Source organism: Runella sp. R5_40 (genome assembly GCF_057652295.1).
On the sequence record NZ_JBYFCH010000010.1, the window covers coordinates 98435 to 119674 of the forward strand.

Below are 21240 nucleotides of genomic sequence, written 5' to 3' on the forward strand. Positions count from 1 at the left end.
TTACTAACGGATGCTGGTACCTAATGTACACAACGGTCAAGAAACCACTTTTGGTAGGACGATGAATTACTTCAACAAAACTACCAACAAGGCGATAACGGCACCGAAGAGGGCAACGGCTTCAACGAAGGCCGCAACGATCAACATAGCACCTTGAATCTTTCCAGAAGCTTCTGGCTGACGAGCGATACCTTCCATAGCTGAGCTACCGATACGACCGATACCCAAACCTGCACCGATAGCAGCAAGACCAGCACCGATAGCGGCACCCATGTAACCAAGTGATGCGCTGCTCTGAGCGGCTTCTTGAAGCAAAATGTTAAGCAACATGATTGTAATTGATTATATATGAAAAAATAAAGTTTACAAAAATTAGTGGTGATGCTCTTCTACGGCTGCACCGATGTACGAAGCTGTAAGTACCGTAAAAATGTACGCTTGCAAAGCCGCTACCAACAACTCAATAAGGTTGATAAAGGTAGAGAAGATGGCAACCGCTGGGCTTACTGCAAGACTTTCAAAAATGAAAATCATGCTCAAAAAGCTCAATAAGATAATGTGACCCGCCGTGATGTTGGCAAAAAGACGAACCATCAATGAGAATGGTTTCATGAACAAACCAACAATTTCTACGGGAGTAAGGATAATCAACATCCATTTTGGAACGCCTGGCATGGCAAAAATGTGCGTCCAATACGTGCTTTTACCATTGAAGTTGACAACGATGAACGTAATCACCGCAAGCGTCATCGTCACGGCAATATTACCTGTCAAGTTGGCGCCACCTGGCAACAAACCAAGCAAGTTGTTGATCCAAATAAAGAAGAACAAGGTCAACAAATACGGCGTAAAACGACGGTAGTGTTTTTCACCGATGTTGCTTTTCGCCACTTCATCACGAATAAAAATGATGATGGGCTCAAGAACCGACTGCAAACCTTTTGGCGATTTTCCTGTACGCTCCTTGTACGACTTGGCAACTGTCAAGAAAATAGTCAACAACAAAACAAAGCTGAGAATCAACGATGCTACGTTTTTTGTGATTGAGAAATCTTTCACGTGTGAGCCGTCCAATGCCGTGATGTGTTCGTGCTCTAGTTTATATCCTTCGTACGTACCGTCTTCGCTGTGGTAGAAGTGGCTTGAAGAGAAAACTTTGAATCCTTTGCTTTCGTCATAAATAATGACTGGAAGCGGAATTGAAATGTGCGTGTGACCGATGGTTGCAAAATGCCACTCGTGGCCATCTGCCACGTGGTGCATAATCATTTCACCTGCGTTAAATTTCTCTTTCTCACCGTGTTTGTGAGGTTCTTCGGCCATTACTTGCGGCGATACGATGGCCGCTAAAAATAAGAAAAGTACAAATAGACGGATTGAAATATGTTTCATTATTGCTCTACGGTTTCAAATCGCGGCGCAAGTTACGATACATTCCGACAACTTCAAAGCAAGTATAAAATAAATATAATGCAAAAAAGGTAATGATGAACGAAACTACCTCATTTACTTGCAAATAGACGAATACGGCAACAAATACCATACACAAAATCAGCTTTATCACTGCCGATGCCAAATAAAACTGCACAAATTTGTCGTTATCGTCCTGAAAACCAAAGGATAATATCCTGTGCTGAAGGATAGATAACGTAAAAAAGAAGGCTAAAATAAACCATTTTTCTTTTGGCAAAATGGCACCAAAGCCAAAGTATTCGGCTGTAAAAAATACAATTCCAATAATTGCAGAAAATAATATTGTCCGAAGCATAATTTCTTATTCGCTTTTTACTTGCACAATCATAAGGTATAAAGAAGCCCCTACAGAACCCAACGAAAGCACCAGCGTGAAAAGTGGAAACTTGTAGGCCAACCATTCGTCGAGCTTCAATCCAGCATACACCCCCAAGCCTATTGTGCCCAACATTTGGAACGCAATGCCCGAATATTTGGCATAGTTAGAGGTAAAACGTTTCTCCTGCTTAGGGTCGGTAGGGGTGCTCATTCGTTTGTTTGTTAAAAGCGTTAGTTGAGAGAAACCTTGTCAAATTCATGAATTTTTTGGACATCCACCCTGACAATCCCGTCCACTTTGGTGCCGTCAAACATGGGTCTAAATTTAGCCCCCCACGTAATCTCTTCGTATCGGTACGAGTAGCGGGCATGAACCGGCTGCAAAAATGTTTCCTCCGTAGCGCGAATATACACCAGTATCTCCGTATCCGAATCTCTCAACCCTTCTTCGGTGACGCCGTACAAAGGACTTTCTTCCGTCAAAGGATGAACGAGCGTCCAGTGCATGGGGAAAAAATTTACTTGGTTTCGCTCCAGTTTCAACGGATAATACTTACGCGTTCGCTGCCCCGACGGTAGGGTTTCTAAACGCGATAACGACACCGACACGTTCACGTCCACCAACTCATTGGGACTCTCGTTAATCATCCGAAACATCCACGCGTTGATGTCGAGATAAGGTGCAAAAATAGCATTTTGGCTAAATAGTATCTTAGGAACAGGGCGAGAAAAACGGCTATAAACCAAACCCGTCGCAATGGCAAAACCCAACACCCCCACCAGCGACTCGACCGACGACAAAGCACTTGCCATCAATCCCGCAGGCGATACGTGCCCATATCCTACCGTCGTGAGCGTTTGGGCGCTAAAAAAGAAGGCTCCCCAAAATTTATCCACCACGCCCGTCCCGTGAATACCTTGCAAATTTTCGACCCCAATGACCAAGTAAAGAAGCGAGAATAGGCAGTTAACCACAAAGTAGATGAGAAAAACAACCACAAAAAAACGCGGCCAAGACAACAACGTCAGTCGGTGAAAAATATCAGCCCACGCCCAGAAAGACACGTTGACCCGTTTGGCATTAAAACTACCATCGGGATTGACCAATCTGCCCTGTAAACCAGTGAGCTGCGTTCCAAAACCAAGTTCTACCCGCTGTTCTTCGCGCTCCAAAAGCGCACTTTTTTTAATTGAATTGATAAGTCTATTTGTTTTCATTGTTTGTTCGTACATTAAGGATGGTTTAGAGAGGATTGAATACATAAATCCGAAATCCTTCACTTTTGTTCCACGACAGTCGTTTACCTTTGCCGAAAAAACGAACTTGTGAAGAAAGTCTCCATTCTCATTGCAGCACGCAACGAAGCAACCAATATCCTCGAATGCTTGCAGTCGGTTGAAGCACTGACCTACCCCAAATCGCACCTCCAAGTGCTCGTGGGCGACGATGCCTCGACCGACGAAACGGCAGACATTGTTCGCAACTTTATTCACAACAAGCCTCATTTTAAATTAGTTAGCATCGCCCATACCCTCCCTAATTTAAAAGGAAAAACCAACGTGTTGGCCCAGCTCGCGCACCATGCCACGGGCGAGTACCTATTTTTTACCGACGCCGACATCGAAGTACCTACCGATTGGATCCAAGAAATGCTGCGGCATTTTAAACCCAACGTGGGGGTAGTAACGGGCATCACCACCATGCAAATACCTCCATTTCCTCATTGGGGGTTAGGGGTCTTTCAGGGCATGGAGTGGCTTTTTTACCTCTCGCTCATGCGGCTTTTTGGCCTGTTTGGCATCCCCGTCACGGCCATGGGCAACAACATGGCCACCACTCGCCAAGCCTACGACGCCGTGGGTGGCTACGAAGGCATCCCGTTTTCAATCACCGAAGATTACGCACTTTTCAGGGCTATTTTGGAAAAGGGTTTTCGGTTTGAACAACTTTTCGACCGCCGCGTGTTGACGATTTCAAAGCCTGTTCCGACCTTTCAAGAATTATTAATCCAACGCAAACGCTGGATGTACGGAGCCATGTCGCTGCCGTGGGGACAGCGGATTGGGGTCTATCTCAACGGCCTGCTGATTCCAATTTTGCTCGTTTTAGCCCTCTTTTTCCCAAAAACGGCCCTCTTTTTAACCTTTGCCAGCTACGTTTTTACCACCGCTTGGCTTGTGGGTAGCCTCAGTTGGTTGCAGCTCAACACGCTGATGCTGGGAGCACCGTTTTTCTGGTTTTATCACCTCGGAATGAACTTTACCATGCTGATTAACTTTTATACAACCAAAAACACCCAGTGGAAAGGAAGAAACTATTTTTGAATGTCGAATGTAGAATGTCGAGTTTTAGTGAGGAGGGTTGCTCACAACCTGACATTCCGTGGGGAGGGTTGCTTACAACCCAACGTGGATTAGAAACACTCGACATTCTGCACTCTACACTCGACCTTCCATTCGACACTCTACCCTCGACACTAAAAAAATTACAACTTATAAAATGATAGAAACCCACGCACATATTTACGACGAAGTATTCAACGACGACCGCGAAGCCATGCTCGAACGGGCGTTTCAAGCAGGTATTCAGCAAATATGGATGCCTAACTGCGACCACACGACCATCGACGGCATGATGGCCTTGGCCGAGCAATACCCCAACGTGTGTTTGCCCATGATGGGCCTACACCCCACCTACGTCAAAGAAGATTTTAAGCAAGAATTATACATCGTTGAAGAGTGGCTTAACAAAGCGCAGGAAAGCCCCTCCGCTCAAAAATTTGTCGCCATTGGCGAAATAGGCATGGATTTGTACTGGGACAAAACCTTTGTCGAACAGCAAAAAGAAGCCTTTTTGGTACAGTGCGGCCTCGCCCTCAAACACAACCTCTGGATTGACATCCACAGCCGCAACGCCTTTTGGGAAGTGGTGGAACTGATAGAAAAAGTAGCCAATCCGCAGCTCAAAGGCATTTTCCACTGCTTTACGGGTACGTTGGAAGAAGCCCAAAAAGCCATCGAACTCGGCTTTAAACTAGGCGTGGGAGGCGTAGCAACCTTCAAAAACGGCGGTCTCGACAAAGTCCTCCCTTACATCGACTTAGAGCACATCGTCTTAGAAACCGACTGCCCCTACCTAGCACCCGTCCCCTACCGAGGCAAGCGCAACGAAGTCGCCTACATCCCGCTCATTGCGCAGCGCGTCGCGGATTTGATGCAGGTAAGCGTCGAGACCATTGCCCAACAAACCACCGAAAATGCGCTAAAAATGTAAGCACGTTTTCATTCGTCATTCGTCATTCATCAACTCGTCATTCGCTATCATGTTTTCTTACAAAACCGTCACCATCAATCCAGTACTGCCCAACCGCCCACGGGCTTCGGTCTTGGTTATTTATACGGGGGGAACCCTAGGAATGGTCTATGAAAAAGGGCAGCTTGTCCCGTTCGATTTTGAGCAGATTTTGGACCGACTCCCCGAAATCAAACGCCTCGATTTTGAGATTACCTTTACCAGCTTGGAGCAAATCATGGACTCCTCTAACATGCGCCCCGACGTGTGGGTAGAGCTGGGGCAGTTGATTCGGCGCAACTACGATTTTTACGACAGTTTTGTGATTTTGCACGGTACCGACACCATGGCCTACACCGCCTCGGCGCTGAGTTTTATGCTCCAACACCTCCAAAAACCCGTGATTTTGACGGGTGCGCAACTGCCCATCGGGGTAGCCCGCACCGACGCCCGCGAAAACATTATTACGGCCTTGGAGATTGCGGCGGCGCAGCACAACGGCCAACCGATGGTCCCCGAAGTGTGCATTTATTTTCAGAATGTGCTGCTCCGTGGCAACCGCGCCAAAAAGAAAGAAACCTCGCAATTCAACGCCTTTCGTTCCGACAATTACCCGCCGTTGGCCGAAGTGGGCGTGACGATTGAGTACCACCTCCCCTACATTGCCACGCCCGCCTTGGGCAGTATTTTTGAACTGTGCCCCACGCTCGACGAAAACGTGGCGATTCTCAAGCTGTTTCCTGGCATTACGCCCAACGTAGTACGCTCGATTTTGGAGATTAACCACCTAAAAGGAGTTGTTTTGGAGACTTTTGGCGCAGGAAATGCCCCTACGCTGCCGTGGTTTTTGCAAGAACTCAAAGACGCTACCGACCGAGGCGTGGTGATTATGAACGTATCGCAGTGCGACGGCGGGCGCGTGATGCAAGGACGCTACCAAACCAGTACGTGGTTTGACAAGATTGGGGTAATCAGCGGCGCTGACATCACCACCGAAGCCGCCATCACCAAAATGATGTGGGTTTTTGGCCAAGAAACTGACCCCGACCGCATCAAAACCCTCCTCGCCCAGCCACTTGTGGGCGAAATGACGGTTTGGTAGGGGGGAGTTAACCTACCCCCTGCTACTCCACTCACCCTGTTTGAAAAATTTTTTAGGAATTAGACGATTAGTTTTTAGAGCGGCTACCCTTTAGTACGTATTTACAAACCAACATAAACATCCGCCAAAGAGGGATGCAAGAGTGGTTGAAATAATTGCCAACGTTTTATGAAATTTATCACCTACCAGTACCTTACCCTATTTTACCCTCGCATGACCGTTTGATAAGTTTTTGGTGAAACAAAACGAAAGGCATTGTTTTGTTTTATCTGTACGGGTATTTTTGAGCGGAAGAAGGGAGTGGACAATACAAAAAGTACGACAAAAATTTCATGTATTTAGAAATTAGCTGCAACTATTCACCTCACCAAAATGAACAAGATAATAGCAATTGCAATAGATGAATATTTTGACTCGTCAATTAAGAATCTTCAAAACTGCTCGAAAGACATCAACTTACTTATAGATACATTAACAAATTTATATGAGTTTGATTCAATTGAACTATTCACAAGGCCTGAACAAACTACACTATCATTTTTGTACAAAGAACTATATAATGAGTTTATCAATTCTTTGGATTCAGACAATATACTCTTATTATTCGCTGGACACGGCGAGTTCAATCCCATTTTAAGAACAACGTATTGGTTATGCTATGACTCAAAACAGAGTGATGTTACAACTTGGTTCAATCTTAATGACTTACTAAAATTCTTTAATGCCTCACCTGCAAAACATATTGCTTTAATCTCAGATAGCTGTTTTTCAGGTGCAATATTTGAACTAAATAGAGGTGGTGGTACAACAGTTTTAGAAGGAAAGTGTTCAAGACAAGCATTAACTTCGGGAGGATTAGAAAAGGTTAGCGACGGAGTTGAAAATAGTCCATTTAATACAGTTTTAATAAATGTATTAAAGGAAAATACTTCAAAAACATTGTCATTCAACCAACTTTCCGAAAAAACAATATTGAAGTTTAGTCAAAAAAGGGCGCAAACACCCGAGTTTGGCTCTTTGATAAATTCAGGGGACAAAGGAGGAATGTTTTTTTTCAGACGGAAGGTAGAAGGTTCTACTATTATTAAAACCATACAAATCCCATTAGAAATTAATCAAGAATTAAATATTAATAGCACCTTTGAAATACCATTTTTCAATGAAAACAAGTACTTCAATAATAATTTCATCAATACATTTGTTCAACAATTAGGATATTCAATCATAAGTGATATCCGTGTTTTTGTAACTGAGGATAATAATTATTCCATATCAAGAGATAATGAGATAGATTTTTATCTTGATGTGGGCTACAATATTCATACTTTAAATGAAAACTTTCTAAGTATGACAATCCGACGTATTGATTATTTCGGTGGAGCCTACCCAAATCATTATATTTATAGTATAAATTTTGCATTTAAACCAGAAAGAAAAATTTCTCTATACGACATTTTAGACTATAGTGATTTTTCTAGCTTGGAAAATTTTTTATTTCAAATGATAGAAAAATATGGAGAAGATGATTGTAAAGAAATACTTAAAAAACATTCAACTTATGCATATTCTTCTAGCGTTGATTTTTATTTTAATGATACATTTTTTACATTAGATTTTATGAATTTATTTCCTCACGCAATGAAAGCTTGTGGAAATTTAAAAATTCCTATTGACAAAATAAAATTCAAAATATAACTACAATAAAAATAGTATTAAAAAAAGGCAATCTAAACAGAATAATTTCATAAATAGGAATACTATTGAGCGACATGGTAGACAAAAAATTTTGGTTTTAGCATCACTCTATTCATGAAAATCCAAACCATTAACAGAAATACTATGGCATACATAACATCGCATAACAGCTATAGAATCGTAGCAAGGAATAATTTCAAAAAAGTGAAACTTGATGGAGAAATATACAAGGCCAAGATTTACATATTTGGCCAGTATGAAGAAAATTGTTTGTTGGCAGTTCAAGAATTAATGAAAGACCCAGAAAAGTATTTTAATGAAATCTATGACCCTATTGTAGCATACGACACAAAGAAATATGTTTATAAAGAGCAGCAGCCAGCATATCATACAGACAGCAAATGCGAACGATTATCTTCCGATTTTCGAAATTTTGAACTACCTAATGAAATTAAAGAGAGAGGGGAAGCAGAAATTGAAAGATTTCGTGAATGGTTCAAGCAGAGTTCTTATTTACTAGAAAAGCCAGATATATTTGTTGTGAGGTTACAGATGGCATTTGGAATAACATACAATCCAAAAGCAATAAATTATGAAAATTCTGGTTTCGATGAATTCAAGAACTATTCATTAAGAGAATTAGAAGAAAAAATTGACAAACTACTTAAAGATGCTGGTAAATTTTATTACGCTAACCCCAAGAACACAACACTATTAAAGGCATTTGGAAAGAGTTCAGGTTCTGCTTTTACTGACAAGCAATTCAATAACAATACTAGGTATTCTAACGAAGAAGTAAAAGAGTTCCTGAAAGACTATCACATGAAGTTTAAACTTCCAATTAAAAAACTTTTACTAGAATACTATCGTGTAAAACTTAATCCTGAACTTCAATTTGCTGAAAATTTACTAGAAGCTTTAGGATTTAAAAAGTGTGGCTATTGTAAAAGATTAGAAACTGATAATTCACAAAATACGACAAACTGGAAATCGACAAACAACATTCTTGAAGATAATGAACAGTTAGATGGCTCGCCTTTTTAAAATACTTTTACCAAAAACTAAGGTTTCATAGTGGCTGAAAGCCACGCCATGAAACTCCAGAAAGCGCCCAGTCTCGAATGAAGCTCGGGTGGCCAGCCTAGCGGTAAGTGCTCACCAAACCTTTTTATTTTATTATGGAGTTATCGTCGGGTGTGTAACTACGCTGATAGCGTGTATGTCCCGCTCGTGCCACCAGTGGATACTAAAGCCAATTAATACACTTACTATTTTTAGTAACTCTGCTTCATGGAAGCCAAAAAGAAAAAACGCCCATCAAGTGGACCTATGGACAGCATCGCAGAATACATCAAAGAAGAAAGAGACGTTCTCTATCTTCGTGGACAGGAGAAAATTATTGAAAGCCTTTTGACAAAACTAAATTATAGTCTTGAACAAATTGCGGACATTGCTGGTGTTTCGGTGGACTTTGTTAAATCTGTAAAGCAAAGACTTACATCAAAATAAACACTTGATGGACTTTTTTGCTAATTGGCACTTGGCTGGCAAAGAAAAGCACAACCCCCAATAACTAAGCATTCGTGGCGACTGAAAGCCACGCCATGAAACTCCCGAAAGCGCCCAGTCTTGAACGAAACTCGGGCGGGCGGCTAGCCTAGCAGTTGTATGGAATTTCCTTTGGACGTACTTGAGCTGCGGCCAAGTATCGAAACACTACGTACAAAACACTATCCCTTTAAAATCAAGCACTTATCCAATGGCGCGATGGATGAGCGTATTTTCTTGTAGCATATCAGTATTCTTTTTTGTCATGCTCAATTTTACTATGAAAGTGAAGTGCTAAATTCAACATTTTAGAAGCAAAAAATTGTTTTGCGGTGTAAAAGCCCTATTTTCACCGCATATTTTGCGGCGGTAATTATGTACATACACGAAAGAGAAAATTGGACAAACTTTGTTTGGGATAACGACAAGTTATCGCCTGTCTTGGCCTCTGTAAGGCATTTACAAGGACGTTTATTGGGTCGTATGGAAAGTTTAGGATTCGATTTTATAGAACGTGCCACTTTAGAATCGCTTATTTTAGAGGTTGTAGATACATCAAGAATTGAAGGTGAATTTATAAATCCTGAACTTGTTCGCTCGTCTATTGCCCGAAAATTAGGTATTGAAAATGCTGATTTTGTACAGACACCCCGAAACATCGAAGGGATTGTTGATGTTATTTTGGATGCTACCCAAAATTTCGACAAACCACTCACAGAAATACGCCTTTTAGGTTGGCATCACTCACTTTTTCAAACAGGTTTTAGCGGTTACCAGCAAATTGATGTTGCCAACTATCGTTCAGGGGGTATGAAGGTTGTTTCGGGCATTTTTGGCAGAGAAAAAATACATTTTGAAGCACCATCAGCCGACAGAGTTCCACACGAAATGGAACAATTTTTAAATTGGTTGAATAGTGAAAAAAGGTTGGATTTGGTTCTGAAATCTATCATTGCTCACTTTTGGTTTGTTACCATTCACCCTTTTAATGACGGCAACGGACGGATAGCGAGGGCCATTTTAGATATGTGGTTAGCAAAAAGCGATAATAGTAAAATTCGTTTTTACAGCTTATCAAACCAAATTTTCAAAGAACATAAACACTATAACAACATTATTGAAAAAGCACAAAAAGGAACATCAGACATCACACTATATTTAGAATGGTTTCTCGGCTGTTTTGAAAGGGCGTTAATGGCAAGTGAGCAAAATTTGGAAATCATTTTGGACAAAGCACACTTTTGGGACCAACACAAGTCAACAAATATTAACGACAGACAACGACTTGTAATCAATTATCTGTATGACAATTACGGCAAAGAAGTGGGATTTTTACGAACATCCACTTACGCCAAACTTACCAAATGCTCCTCAGACACAGCTTTACGTGATTTGCAAGATTTGGTCGCAAAAGAAATGTTGAAAGCAGAAGACAGTGGAAAGAAAACAAATTACATTATTATAAGTCCAAAAAACATAAGAATACCGAAAATAGCGGACGAGAAAACATCTGTATCTTCGTAGAAAGAAATAGCCATCCCCATTCCCACCTCGGCGGCAAATTCTTTGTAGTTATATGTTTTTTTATTCAAAAAGCTTTTCTATATTAGCACTGTAAAAAAACTCAACACAACAACGTTAGAAAAAACCCGTACTACTCGCTTAGGCTTACATACGCCTATGCACATTCCCCGCCCTCACGGGCATTTTCCCTAATTTATTTTAACAACGTTTTATGAAAAAGAACCCAAACAAACTTTTTATAATAGTCCATAGTCGATAGTCCATGGTCGATAGTCCGTGGTCGATGGTCGATAGTCCGTGGTTTATAGTCCCATATTGGATAGTCCGTGGTCTATGGTCTATCAACTGTGGACTAAAACTTATAGTCTATCGACCAAAAACCATGGACTATGGTCTATCAACCGTGGACTAAAACTTATGGTCTATCGACTATGGACTCCCCCCCGTCATTCGTAATTCCCATAACCAATAACCAAAAAAACATGTCTTATTTACATTTCCCTAGAATTGTATTCTCTGGAGACTTTTCCTCGGATGTTTCCACCGTCAACAACGACACGCAGCACTACAACAACGCTACGTTTGAGTCGAGCTTTCAGCTTCCTGGGCAAGGAGCGACCAACGGCTGGTGGAACCCCGAAGGCGGTGCTACCTTTGGCTTTCAAAACTGCACGATTCAGCAAGCCACCAACGAAAACGGCACGATCATTACCGACTCTGCCTTGGATGGCATCATTGGGCAGCTAGTGACGGGCGCCGAAGGGCGAAACTCAGGCAAAATGGTGGACTTAGACCCCGACCAACAAATGGTGTCGGAGCTTTGGGGCGTGACTTTCCGAATCCTTTCGGCCCACAATGAGTTGTTGCTCGAAGGAAGAATCAAACCCACGGGTTTTCGAGATTTGCAACGCCGACAAACCAACGGCGGACAACCCAACGGTCAACCCATGGGTGCTTCGTGGACGTCGGTGCTGGAAGACGTCAAGTACGGAAAATTGGCCGAAAAATCACCCATTTTGATGGCATTGAAGGCCAAAACCCAACAAAACAAAATCAGCATCAACCTCAACGGCTTTGGCTACTACTACGCCCACGCCGACGGGCGCTTTTCGCTCGGAAAAATTCTGGGAAGCATCGGCCCGTGGTTTGAAAATGAGCCTGATTTGTTTGCCCCCGCGCGGAGATTGTACGGGGTTTATCAACGAGGCCAAGTCTTTGGCGGTTCCAATTTTCTATTCGATGCTGCCAACGCCCGCTTGTCGATTGACTTGGGCGGTTCGTTTCCCATTGCCGATTCCATCGGAACCATCAATACGACCAATGATTTCTACTTGGCGGTCAGCAAGCAACCACTTACCAACCCGCCCGCCATCAGAAACGTACTCATCGACAGCAGTCAGCTTGAAATCATTGGCAAAGTCCCGTACCAACAAGGTTCCACTTGGCTCAATAGCACCTGCGGCATTGTCGATTTCAATCTGCTGTCGGCAGACGTAGTGAATAACCTGAAAAACAACCAGTTGGTTCTCGTAGCAGCGGGTAGCAGTTCTACCCAATACCTGCTGATTGCCCGTGAAGCCATTGACGGCATCGTGTGCCGCGCCGATAATTTTGTGCAGCGCATCGACACCAACCAAAAAGTGACGGTCAACCTCTACGCGTATCAGTACGGACAGCCGCTACCGCAAACCGAAATAACGATTACGATGGAGCCGCCCACGCCCGATACGCCCAAAGACAAAAATTCGCCCCCGATTTCTATTACTTACGGCAACAACAAACCTCAGGACGGGTTGAGTTTTGCGCCTTCGTGCCAAACCAACGCCCAAGGCATGGCCCAAATCGAAATCACGGGCAACAGCATCCATTCGCCACGGGTGTATATCGACGGGCAAATCTACCTATTGGACTACACCTTGGCCAATCAGCAACCCGACAGCGCCATTCCTGGAGCCGCGCCCATGTCTATTTCTATCCATTTACGGGACGATTTCCCCATCCCCGAAACCCCCACTTGGAGCGACATTTCGGACATGATGACGCAGTTTGCCAACCTCTACCCCATCATGAGCAAGTACTTCATCAATTTTGCTGATCCACAAGCAATGATTGCCAAAAAGGACATCTTGAAATTTGCCTTTACCCGCGACATCCACGACCCCATCTACATGCCTGCCACGCGGGACTTATCAGAGACCAAACGACTCACAATTTTGAAGTGGTTGGACAACCCCATCGTTGATGACCCCACCACCGCTGCCGCCAAAGGAATAAAACTGAAAAGCGTTGACGCCAACGCCGAGCTCGATACAGCAGCGCCTTCTGAGCAGCAACAAAAGTTGGCCGAGGCCACCAAAGCCAAAAATGGCTCTTTGATTAATTTCCCAGCGTTAACCAATTTGTTTGAATTCTAAACCTGAAAAACCATCATGCTCAAGATAAGTCCAAAATTTGTAAGTGCGGTTCAAAATGCCAAAAGCTTAGCGGAGCTTTTTCCGATGCTGCAAAATGCCATTGAGTTGGAACATTCCACCATTCCTCCGTACCTAACCGCGTTGTTTTCGTTTAAGGCCAATACCGAGTCTGACATCCGAAAGGTCATCCACTCGATTGTGATTGAAGAGATGTTGCACATGACCATTGCGGCCAACATCCTCAATGCCGTGGGCGGATGCCCCGCCATTTCACGCCCCGATTTTGTCCCCAATTACCCCACGCATTTACCCATGGGCATTGGCGGTTCGCTCATTGTGGGCATCGAAAAATACTCCCTCGATGTGGTACAAAACGTTTTTATGGAAATTGAAGAACCCGAAAACCCCATCGAGTTTAAAACCATGGCACTGGCAGCGACCGAGGCTACCTACAAAACCATCGGCGATTTTTATCGGGCATTGCAGGCCAAAATAGCCGAGCTCGCCCCCGACGAATTGCCTGGCAATCCCGCCAAACAAGTGACTTCCAGCTTTTTCTCTTCCGACCTCCTCTACCCCATCCTGACCAAAACGGACGCCATCAATGCCATCAACGTCATCGTAGAACAAGGCGAAGGAAGCGAAGTGTCGCCGTTGGGCACCGACGACGAACTCGCCCACTATTATAAGTTTGAGGAATTGTACAAAGGCAGAGAACTCGTCAGAGACCCCAATGCCCCCAACGGTTATTCGTTTACGGGACCCGCTATCCCGTTTGACCCCTCGAACGTGCTTCCGTTGTACCCCAACACCAAAGCGGAGATGTTGCCCGAAGGCTCCGAAGAACGTCGGTTGTTGGACTCGTTTAATCAAACGTACAGTAACCTACTTTTTGGGCTGCACCAAACTTTCAACGGCCATCCCGAGAACCTCAATAACACCATCGGACTTATGTTTGATTTGCGGCTTGCTTGCCAAAAACTCGCCGAAATGCCTTTCCCAGGGCAGGATGGCTACACCATCGGGCCGTCGTATGAATTTGTGCAACCCACTACCCAACTATGAACTTTCAATTACAACAATTAGTCACCAAACTATCAGTCAGCGACGTGCTGCGCTCACGGGCATTTTACGAGAATGTGCTTGGCTTTACCGTGGATGAACGCTATACCATCAGCGACGGAGGCACCTACGGCACCAATTCCTATGTCGAAATGAATGCCCCTTGCGCACAGGGAGGGACTTTCACCATTGGGCTGTACAAAGACATTGACGCGCCTTATCCATCCATGCCTGCCAACGGCACGGTGCCGAGTTTTATCGTGGACGATATAAAGGCGACTTTACAGGATTTGCTCCAGCAAGGGGTGGTAGTGATGCCAATGGGCGGTGGCGAAGGCGATGACAAATACATCATTTCCAACACCTCCGACGAAGGCTACGTTGACCTTTTCTTTTTCTTCTGCGACCCTGATAACAATTCCTTTGTGATTAGGCAGAACATGGGGAAAAAGTAGCTGAGTGTTAGGGGACAAAGGAACATCCCGCCCCAACTTGCTGGTTGGGACGGGATGAAAAAGGGCTGCGCATTTTGGGTTTATTCGTCGCTACTGCACAATCGAAAAACACCTCACTATAAGAGCATTACAAATGCTCTTTTGGTATTTATAGTGAATTATCTATTTTAATAGGTTAAACGCATTAAAAAAAACAGCCTCGGAGAGGCAAAACATTTGTAGTAGTAGGAAAAATAATAAACCCCTCCCTAAAACCCCGTCGGCCGCACCGACGGGGCTTTAGGAGATGGAAATTATTTATTTCTACGAAGATTTGGTTCCTCTGGAGCAAGAAGCGGCCAGCTATAGCAGTGAGTGTTCCCAACCCCCGATACCGCGTGCATCCTACACGTGGCCTTTATAAGCCTTTCGACTGTCAGCCTGGGCTCGAAGCCTTGGGATAGTCAGCACGAGTGGAACACTCGCGCTATCAGAAAGTTGGTTATCTTTGCTTACTAATTGTAGATAAAGCGATGAAAGCAAAATATGTAAACCCTTTTACTGACTTTGGATTTAAGAAAATCTTCGGAGAAGAAGCAAGTAAACCATTATTGATTGACTTTTTGAACGCTCTTTTGCCTCAAACCAGCAAAATCGTTGACCTGAACTTTAAAAATACAGAACATTTAGGACAAACCGACGCTGACCGTAAAGCTATTTATGACATCTATTGTGAAAACGAAAAGGGCGAAAAATTCATTGTAGAACTACAAAAAGCAAAACAAAATTATTTTAAGGAAAGGACTATCTATTATTCGACTTTCCCTATTCGAGAACAAGCCGAAAAAGGTGACTGGAATTATAATCTAAAAGCTGTTTATTGTGTTGGCATTCTTGACTTTACGTTTGACAACTACGAAAATGAACCTAAAAAAAGCGAAGTTGTTCATACCATCAAGTTGAAAAATCAAAACGGTAAGACTTTTTATAACAAGCTGACCTATATCTACCTTGAAATGCCTAATTTCAAACAGAAGGAAGATGAGTTAAAGACCCGTTTGGACAAGTGGTTGTATTTTATCAAGCATTTGGAGGATTTTCAAACCATTCCAACAATTTTCAAGGATGAAGTATTTATCCAAGCCTTTGAGAAAGCAGAACTTGCCAAGTTTGGCCAAGCTGAATTGGACAATTATGAAAACAGTTTGAAAACGTATCGAGACTTAAAAGGTGTTATTGACACCGCTTTTGGCGAAGGAAAAGTTGAAGGAAAAATTGAAGGAAAAATTGAAATGGCTAGATTAATGAAATCAGACAAAGAGCCTATTGACAAAATAATGAAATATACAGGCTTGTCAAAAGACGAAATCGACAAGTTGTAGGACAAAATGCACTATGCCCAATAATTAAGGTTTCGTAGTAGCTGAAAACCACGCCATGAAACTCCTGAAAGTGTTTGGGATTGAACGGAACTCGGGCGAGCGGCTAGCTTGGCAGTGAGTGCTCCCAACCTCCGATACCGCGTGCCCCCCACAAGTGGCCTTTATCAACAAACTTCTAGCCTTTCGGTTCCTAACCTAGGCTAGAAGCCTTGGGATAGTAAGCACGAGTGGAACACTCGCGCTATCGGAAAATAATCAAATTAAACTACCTTAGCGTATTCTGTAAGAGATAAGGCATTAACAAAATGAAAAATACTGAAGTAACAAAATTCTTGGACGAGCAAAATCATCCGTTCAGAGAAGAAATAGAGGAATTAAGAAACTACCTTTTATCTGCAAATCCAGATTTAACAGAAAATATAAAATGGAATGGCCCCAACTACTGCGTTGGCAATGCGGATAGAATTACAATGAGAATTCAACCTCCCACGAAACAAGTTCAATTGATTTTTCATAGAGGTGTAAGCAAACAAGCACAGCCTGAAGACAAACTAATTGCGAATAAAAGTAAGAGGTTGGTCTGGAAAGAAAATGACCGCGCAATTATAACTTTCAAAAGTCTGGAGGACATCGAAAATGGAAAATCGGAATTGATAGAGATTGTCAACGAATGGATAAATGCAACGCCTTTGCACCAAGTATAACCAACAATAGCAACAGCCAAATCATGAAAAACACCCTGTTTGACTTTATTTCAAAATACATCACTCTGACCGACGATGAAAAAAACGTCCTGCTTTCGTTAGACCTCTTTCACTCTGTCAAGAAGGGGACGATTTTACTCAAGGAAGGTCAAAAATCGAAAGAGAGCTACTTCGTACTAAAAGGCTGTATTAGAAGCTATTATATTTTGGACGGGGAAGAAAAAACCACTGCTTTCTACACCGAAATGGAAGCCTTAACGCCTCCTTGCGTGATAAACAAAATGCCATCCGACTATTACGTCAGTTGCGTAGAAGACAGCATTCTTACCGTTTCAAATTCGGACATGGAGGTAGAAGTCAACAGCAAGTTTCCTAAGTTTGAAATCATGTGTCGGATGTTATCGGAAGAATTGTTGGCCAAACAACGTATAGACTTTGACGAGTTCAAGACTTCTTCCCCCGAGCAGCGCTACCTGAACTTACTCCATAAAAGACCCGACCTGATTCAGCGAGTCCCACAACACCAATTAGCCAGCTATTTGGGTATTAAACCCCAATCGTTGAGCCGACTACGCGCCAGAATTACAGAAAAAGACAAAAGCTGAGATGTATTTCTTAACTTAAGTGAACGAGGTTAGGCAATCCCTACTTCTACTTTTGCAGCATCGTTTAACACAAATGAAAACAGACATGCAAAAGAAAAATTTATGGATTGCACTCGCCTTAGTGCTCGTAATTAGTTCACAGGTGAAGGCACAATATGCCAACCAAGAAAACACCTATAAAAAGTGGTTTGTTGGCAGTACGGTATTTTTATTGGGCAATTTGGCCACGACCAATCCCCCCAACTTTGCCCAACTCAACATTGGTTATCGTATTACGGGAAAAGATGTAATTACCTTAGAACCAAAAACATGGAAATATGCTTGGCCGAATGGGATTCACCCCTTTTTAAACAAAGCCTACGGAAAACCAGAAGAAAAATTCCCAGGGTATGTTCGTGAATATGGCGTTTCGGTGGCGTACCAACGTTTTTTGTGGCAAGGGTTATACGCCGAACTGAATGTCATGCCAACGTTGCAAAAATTCGTGAATACTGACGGCAAAAACATTGACAATGGCTTTCAGATTTTCAACACCTACCGCGTTGGTTATCACATCAAACTTTTCAAGGACAAGTTTTTTATTCAACCCTCCATTGCCATTACCCACCGTGCTTATCACACAACATTACCTGATGGATTCAAACAGTTGGATGATAAATGGTCGAAATTCGTCTGGGGAGAACCAGGCTTTCATTTTGGGTTTAATTTTTAATCATTCGTCCGTAACTTGCAATGTGGAACAGAAAACAGCCGACAGAACCAAAATGAAAATTGCAATCGCTGCCTTCTTTTTGCTAAGTGCCACTTGTGGCTTAGCCCAAAAAACGGTTTCTTTTGCCGATTCAATCCGCAAAGCTTACCACATTCCCGAAATTAACTATGCCGTCGTCGATGCTAATTCTACCTTAGAAATCGCCGCACTGGGAAGGCATTCTATCGCACTCACCGACACGGCTACCCTAGCCGACCGCTTCCACATTGGCTCCAACACCAAAGCCATGACGGCTTTTATCATTGCCAAGTATGTGGAAAAAGGCAAGCTAAAATGGACAATGAAGTTTTTTGAGGTATTTCCCGAATGGAAAAAGAAAAGTAAACCTGCCTATGCCGCCATTACTTTGCAGGACTTACTCTCACACAAAGCAGGAATTTTGCCTTTTCAGGGAGAAAATGACCCCGTAATTCCCGCTTTTAAGGGGACAAATCCGCAAAAAAGGAAGCAGTTTGGGGCCTTTGTTCTTACCCTCGACCCCGTAAAAATAGACGAAAATACTCCCTTTATTTATTCCAACGCAAGTTATACCCTAGCGACCCTGATGCTGGAAAAAGTAACTGCCAAAAGTTGGGAGCAGTTGGTGGACGAAGAATTGAACAAACAACTCAAGCTAAACGTCCAATTGTCTTGGCCCGAAAATCAGAAACATAAAGATACGTGGGGACACAGCTTTGAAAACGGCAAATTGCAGCCTGTCCCCTCCACTTTCGATTACCATTTGGACTATACGGAACCTGCGGGGGACATCAACATGCGTCTCACCGATTACGTCAAGTTTATCCAACTGAATTTGCAAGGGCTAAGTGGCAAAAAAAACTACCTCGCTCCTGCCACCTATCAGTTTATTCACAAGGGTATTAAAAATTACTCCCTCGGCTGGTACAACATTTACGAAAACGGCAACGAACTTTCGACTCATTCGGGTACAGTTGGCACCTACTATACCATTGCCCACATCGACCGACTCAAAAACAAAGCTTACCTTATTTTTACCAACTCGTTCAGCCCCGACACCCAACAAGGCGTGCGGCTTTTGATGCGAAAACTTAAAGAGAATTACTGATACTAATTCACCACTTCCCCCATTAAATTTAAGTTATGCGAAAAGTACAATCCTATTTCGAGTCACTTGGTTTTTCGGGGGAAGACCTTGAAAAAATTCTTAACGCCTTTGAATTGCGGCATTTCAACAAGAACGATTTCCTGGTGGAAGAAGGCAAAATAAGCCGACACATCGGTTTGGTAGAAAGTGGAATGTTTCAATACTACGTCATCAAAGACGGCGAAGAAGTAACTTCGTATGTGTCTATCGAAAATACTTTTTTTGCGTCGGTGTATAGTTTCATCGGCGAAAAACCTGCCCTCGAAAACGTAAAAGCGTTAACAGACAGCAGCATTAGCTTGGTTTCTAAGACCAACCTAAAAATGTTGGTGGCCGAAATTCCAGCTTTCAAGGATTTCTACATCGGTTTGTTAGAAGCCAGTATTTGTGGCATCGATGCAAGCCGTCACGATTTGATTGTGCTTACTGCCGAACAACGCTACGAAAAACTTCTCAAAACCGAACCGCACCTTTTGCAACACATTCCGCTACAACATTTGGCGTCGATGCTGGGCGTTACACCGCGACATTTGAGCCGAATTAGAAATAAAATCCGCTGATTTTCGCTTTTGGACATTTGTCTAGTAGAAAGAAATCTTGAATCAGGAAATTTGCATCATCAATTAACAATCAAAATGCAAATCAAAATGAAACAAGTATTTTTTACATTATTCGCACTTCTTTTATCGTCTGTCGCTTTCTCGCAAAGCCGTTTTTCAAACAATGAAATCAGCATTAATGGTTTCCGAAATCCTTCTATTGGCGTAGAATATCGTCACAAACAAATTTCGGTTCACGCGGGTTATTACATCACTGCTTTTGAATCGGGCGTTACCACAAAATTCATCAAAACAGGCGTTACTGCTTGGTTTTTACCCGTTGGTAAAAAAGAAAATCCTTCTTCTTTTTATGCAGGCGTTTCGTATTTACGAGGCATCAATTTAGACTACAAAGACCAAAATGCGTTGGGAATGGAAGCTGGTTTCCGATGGATGGTTTGGAAAGGTCTTAACCTGCGCATCGGCGGAATAGCAGTCGCTTCTAAAGGCCACGATTTAAAAATTAATCCAACACCAGGTATTAGTTATTCATTTTTCTTTTAAGTCTATGAAAAATAATTCAAAAACAATCGGTATTTTACTGATTATAGCTGCCGTTGCATTGCTCATTCCTTACACAATGCTCACCATGAGTTTTGATTATCCCGATATTTTGAGAAAAGATACCGCAAGCGTTTTACAACGATTTTACGAAGGTGGCAATTCGTTAATCTGGACTTGGTTTGCGTTTGCCGTTACGGGTTTGCCGCTGATTCCTGCGTATAGTATGATGGGTCAAAAATTGGAGAATAAAATTCCGTCAGTTCGCACAGCTACCTCGATTGGCATAATTGGATTGGTGGTGCAAATGATTGGTTTATTGAGATGGACTTTTGTAGTACCCGTTCTTTCCGATACGTTTGTGAATGCTACGGACGAAGCTACCAAAGCGGCGGCTATTGTGTCTTTCAAAACCATTCATCAGTTTGGCGGGGTGATTTTGGGCGAACATCTTGGGCAACTTTTTACCATTACTTGGACATTGATGATGACCTACGCATTTTCAAAACTAAAACTAATGCCCAAATGGGTCAATGTGTTGGGAATAGTAAGTTCGGTGATTTATCTTTTGGCACAAGCCGAATTATTTGCAACCGTTATCAACGGTTTTCCTGTGTGGGATTTGGCTGGGTTTCTTGGTAGCACACTTTGGCTCATTTGGCTCATTATTATCGGGAGTATGTTCATTAAAAAGAGTGATTTAATCTAAA

24 protein-coding genes are annotated in these 21240 nt (G+C 42.8%); 19 read left to right on the plus strand and 5 right to left on the minus strand.

The window, feature by feature from the left end; genetic code table 11:
• Positions 1 to 66: 66 nt before the first annotated feature.
• The 5 genes from atpE to AC23N5_RS18175 are packed head-to-tail and all read right to left on the minus strand — an operon-like array spanning position 67 to position 3009.
• Positions 67 to 330 carry an ATP synthase F0 subunit C gene (atpE, locus tag AC23N5_RS18155; protein WP_028527130.1) on the minus strand — a complete coding sequence of 88 codons (264 nt, stop codon included), beginning with the start codon at positions 328 to 330 and terminating at the stop codon, positions 67 to 69.
• 42 nt (positions 331 to 372) lie between these two features.
• Positions 373 to 1392 carry a F0F1 ATP synthase subunit A gene (atpB, locus tag AC23N5_RS18160; protein ID WP_183971682.1) on the minus strand — a complete coding sequence of 340 codons (1020 nt, stop codon included), beginning with the start codon at positions 1390 to 1392 and terminating at the stop codon, positions 373 to 375.
• A gap of 7 nt (positions 1393 to 1399) precedes the next feature.
• Positions 1400 to 1768 carry a hypothetical protein gene (locus AC23N5_RS18165; RefSeq protein WP_028527128.1) on the minus strand — a complete coding sequence of 123 codons (369 nt, stop codon included), beginning with the start codon at positions 1766 to 1768 and terminating at the stop codon, positions 1400 to 1402.
• A gap of 6 nt (positions 1769 to 1774) precedes the next feature.
• A complete protein-coding gene (locus AC23N5_RS18170; RefSeq protein ID WP_028527127.1) occupies positions 1775 to 2002 on the minus strand; it encodes an AtpZ/AtpI family protein in 228 nt (75 codons plus the stop codon).
• Positions 2003 to 2022: 20 nt separating this feature from the next.
• Positions 2023 to 3009, minus strand: coding sequence for an ion channel (locus AC23N5_RS18175; protein ID WP_183971681.1), 987 nt, complete (start codon positions 3007 to 3009; stop codon positions 2023 to 2025).
• Between the two features lie 108 nt (positions 3010 to 3117).
• On the opposite strand from AC23N5_RS18175, the gene AC23N5_RS18180 reads away from it, so the two are divergent.
• The 19 genes from AC23N5_RS18180 (at position 3118) to AC23N5_RS18270 (ending at position 21239) form a co-directional block, all read left to right on the plus strand.
• The gene (locus tag AC23N5_RS18180) at positions 3118 to 4116 is read left to right on the plus strand and encodes a glycosyltransferase (protein ID WP_487756671.1); all 999 of its coding nucleotides are present in this window, start codon (positions 3118 to 3120) and stop codon (positions 4114 to 4116) included.
• Between the two features lie 175 nt (positions 4117 to 4291).
• Positions 4292 to 5065, plus strand: a complete 774-nt coding sequence (locus tag AC23N5_RS18185; protein WP_487756672.1) for a TatD family hydrolase — start codon at positions 4292 to 4294, stop codon at positions 5063 to 5065.
• A gap of 49 nt (positions 5066 to 5114) precedes the next feature.
• A complete protein-coding gene (locus AC23N5_RS18190) occupies positions 5115 to 6185 on the plus strand; it encodes an asparaginase (RefSeq protein ID WP_487756673.1) in 1071 nt (356 codons plus the stop codon).
• A 372-nt stretch (positions 6186 to 6557) separates the two neighbouring features.
• The gene (locus AC23N5_RS18195) at positions 6558 to 7880 is read left to right on the plus strand and encodes a caspase family protein (protein WP_487756674.1); all 1323 of its coding nucleotides are present in this window, start codon (positions 6558 to 6560) and stop codon (positions 7878 to 7880) included.
• Between the two features lie 144 nt (positions 7881 to 8024).
• Complete coding sequence (locus AC23N5_RS18200; RefSeq protein WP_487756675.1) at positions 8025 to 8924, plus strand: hypothetical protein; 900 nt, start codon at positions 8025 to 8027, stop codon at positions 8922 to 8924.
• Between the two features lie 246 nt (positions 8925 to 9170).
• Entirely contained in the window at positions 9171 to 9389 is a 219-nt protein-coding gene (locus tag AC23N5_RS18205; RefSeq protein WP_487756676.1) for a hypothetical protein, read from the plus strand.
• Positions 9390 to 9548: 159 nt separating this feature from the next.
• Entirely contained in the window at positions 9549 to 9671 is a 123-nt protein-coding gene (locus AC23N5_RS18210) for a hypothetical protein (protein ID WP_487756677.1), read from the plus strand.
• Positions 9672 to 9803: 132 nt separating this feature from the next.
• Positions 9804 to 10952: a Fic family protein gene (locus tag AC23N5_RS18215; protein ID WP_487756678.1), complete on the plus strand. Its 1149-nt coding sequence runs from the start codon at positions 9804 to 9806 to the stop codon at positions 10950 to 10952.
• A gap of 482 nt (positions 10953 to 11434) precedes the next feature.
• Positions 11435 to 13366, plus strand: a complete 1932-nt coding sequence (locus tag AC23N5_RS18220; RefSeq protein ID WP_487756679.1) for a hypothetical protein — start codon at positions 11435 to 11437, stop codon at positions 13364 to 13366.
• Between the two features lie 15 nt (positions 13367 to 13381).
• On the plus strand, positions 13382 to 14431 hold the full coding sequence (locus AC23N5_RS18225) for a ferritin-like domain-containing protein (RefSeq protein ID WP_487756680.1): 1050 nt from the start codon (positions 13382 to 13384) through the stop codon (positions 14429 to 14431).
• Positions 14428 to 14883 carry a VOC family protein gene (locus tag AC23N5_RS18230; protein ID WP_487756681.1) on the plus strand — a complete coding sequence of 152 codons (456 nt, stop codon included), beginning with the start codon at positions 14428 to 14430 and terminating at the stop codon, positions 14881 to 14883. Before AC23N5_RS18225 ends, AC23N5_RS18230 begins: the two co-directional genes overlap by 4 nt.
• Before the next feature lie 512 nt (positions 14884 to 15395).
• A complete protein-coding gene (locus tag AC23N5_RS18235) occupies positions 15396 to 16244 on the plus strand; it encodes an Rpn family recombination-promoting nuclease/putative transposase (RefSeq protein ID WP_487756682.1) in 849 nt (282 codons plus the stop codon).
• Positions 16245 to 16549: 305 nt separating this feature from the next.
• Positions 16550 to 16948 (plus strand): DUF1801 domain-containing protein, encoded by a 399-nt coding sequence (locus AC23N5_RS18240; RefSeq protein WP_487756683.1) that lies wholly within the window; start codon positions 16550 to 16552, stop codon positions 16946 to 16948.
• 23 nt (positions 16949 to 16971) lie between these two features.
• On the plus strand, positions 16972 to 17553 hold the full coding sequence (locus AC23N5_RS18245) for a Crp/Fnr family transcriptional regulator (protein WP_183971667.1): 582 nt from the start codon (positions 16972 to 16974) through the stop codon (positions 17551 to 17553).
• 85 nt (positions 17554 to 17638) lie between these two features.
• The gene (locus tag AC23N5_RS18250) at positions 17639 to 18265 is read left to right on the plus strand and encodes a hypothetical protein (protein ID WP_487756684.1); all 627 of its coding nucleotides are present in this window, start codon (positions 17639 to 17641) and stop codon (positions 18263 to 18265) included.
• A 52-nt stretch (positions 18266 to 18317) separates the two neighbouring features.
• Positions 18318 to 19391: a serine hydrolase domain-containing protein gene (locus AC23N5_RS18255; protein ID WP_487756685.1), complete on the plus strand. Its 1074-nt coding sequence runs from the start codon at positions 18318 to 18320 to the stop codon at positions 19389 to 19391.
• A gap of 35 nt (positions 19392 to 19426) precedes the next feature.
• The gene (locus tag AC23N5_RS18260) at positions 19427 to 19990 is read left to right on the plus strand and encodes a Crp/Fnr family transcriptional regulator (protein ID WP_487756686.1); all 564 of its coding nucleotides are present in this window, start codon (positions 19427 to 19429) and stop codon (positions 19988 to 19990) included.
• 87 nt (positions 19991 to 20077) lie between these two features.
• Positions 20078 to 20533 carry a hypothetical protein gene (locus tag AC23N5_RS18265; protein ID WP_183971664.1) on the plus strand — a complete coding sequence of 152 codons (456 nt, stop codon included), beginning with the start codon at positions 20078 to 20080 and terminating at the stop codon, positions 20531 to 20533.
• A gap of 4 nt (positions 20534 to 20537) precedes the next feature.
• Complete coding sequence (locus tag AC23N5_RS18270) at positions 20538 to 21239, plus strand: DUF4386 domain-containing protein (protein WP_487756687.1); 702 nt, start codon at positions 20538 to 20540, stop codon at positions 21237 to 21239.
• Position 21240 lies beyond the last annotated feature (1 nt).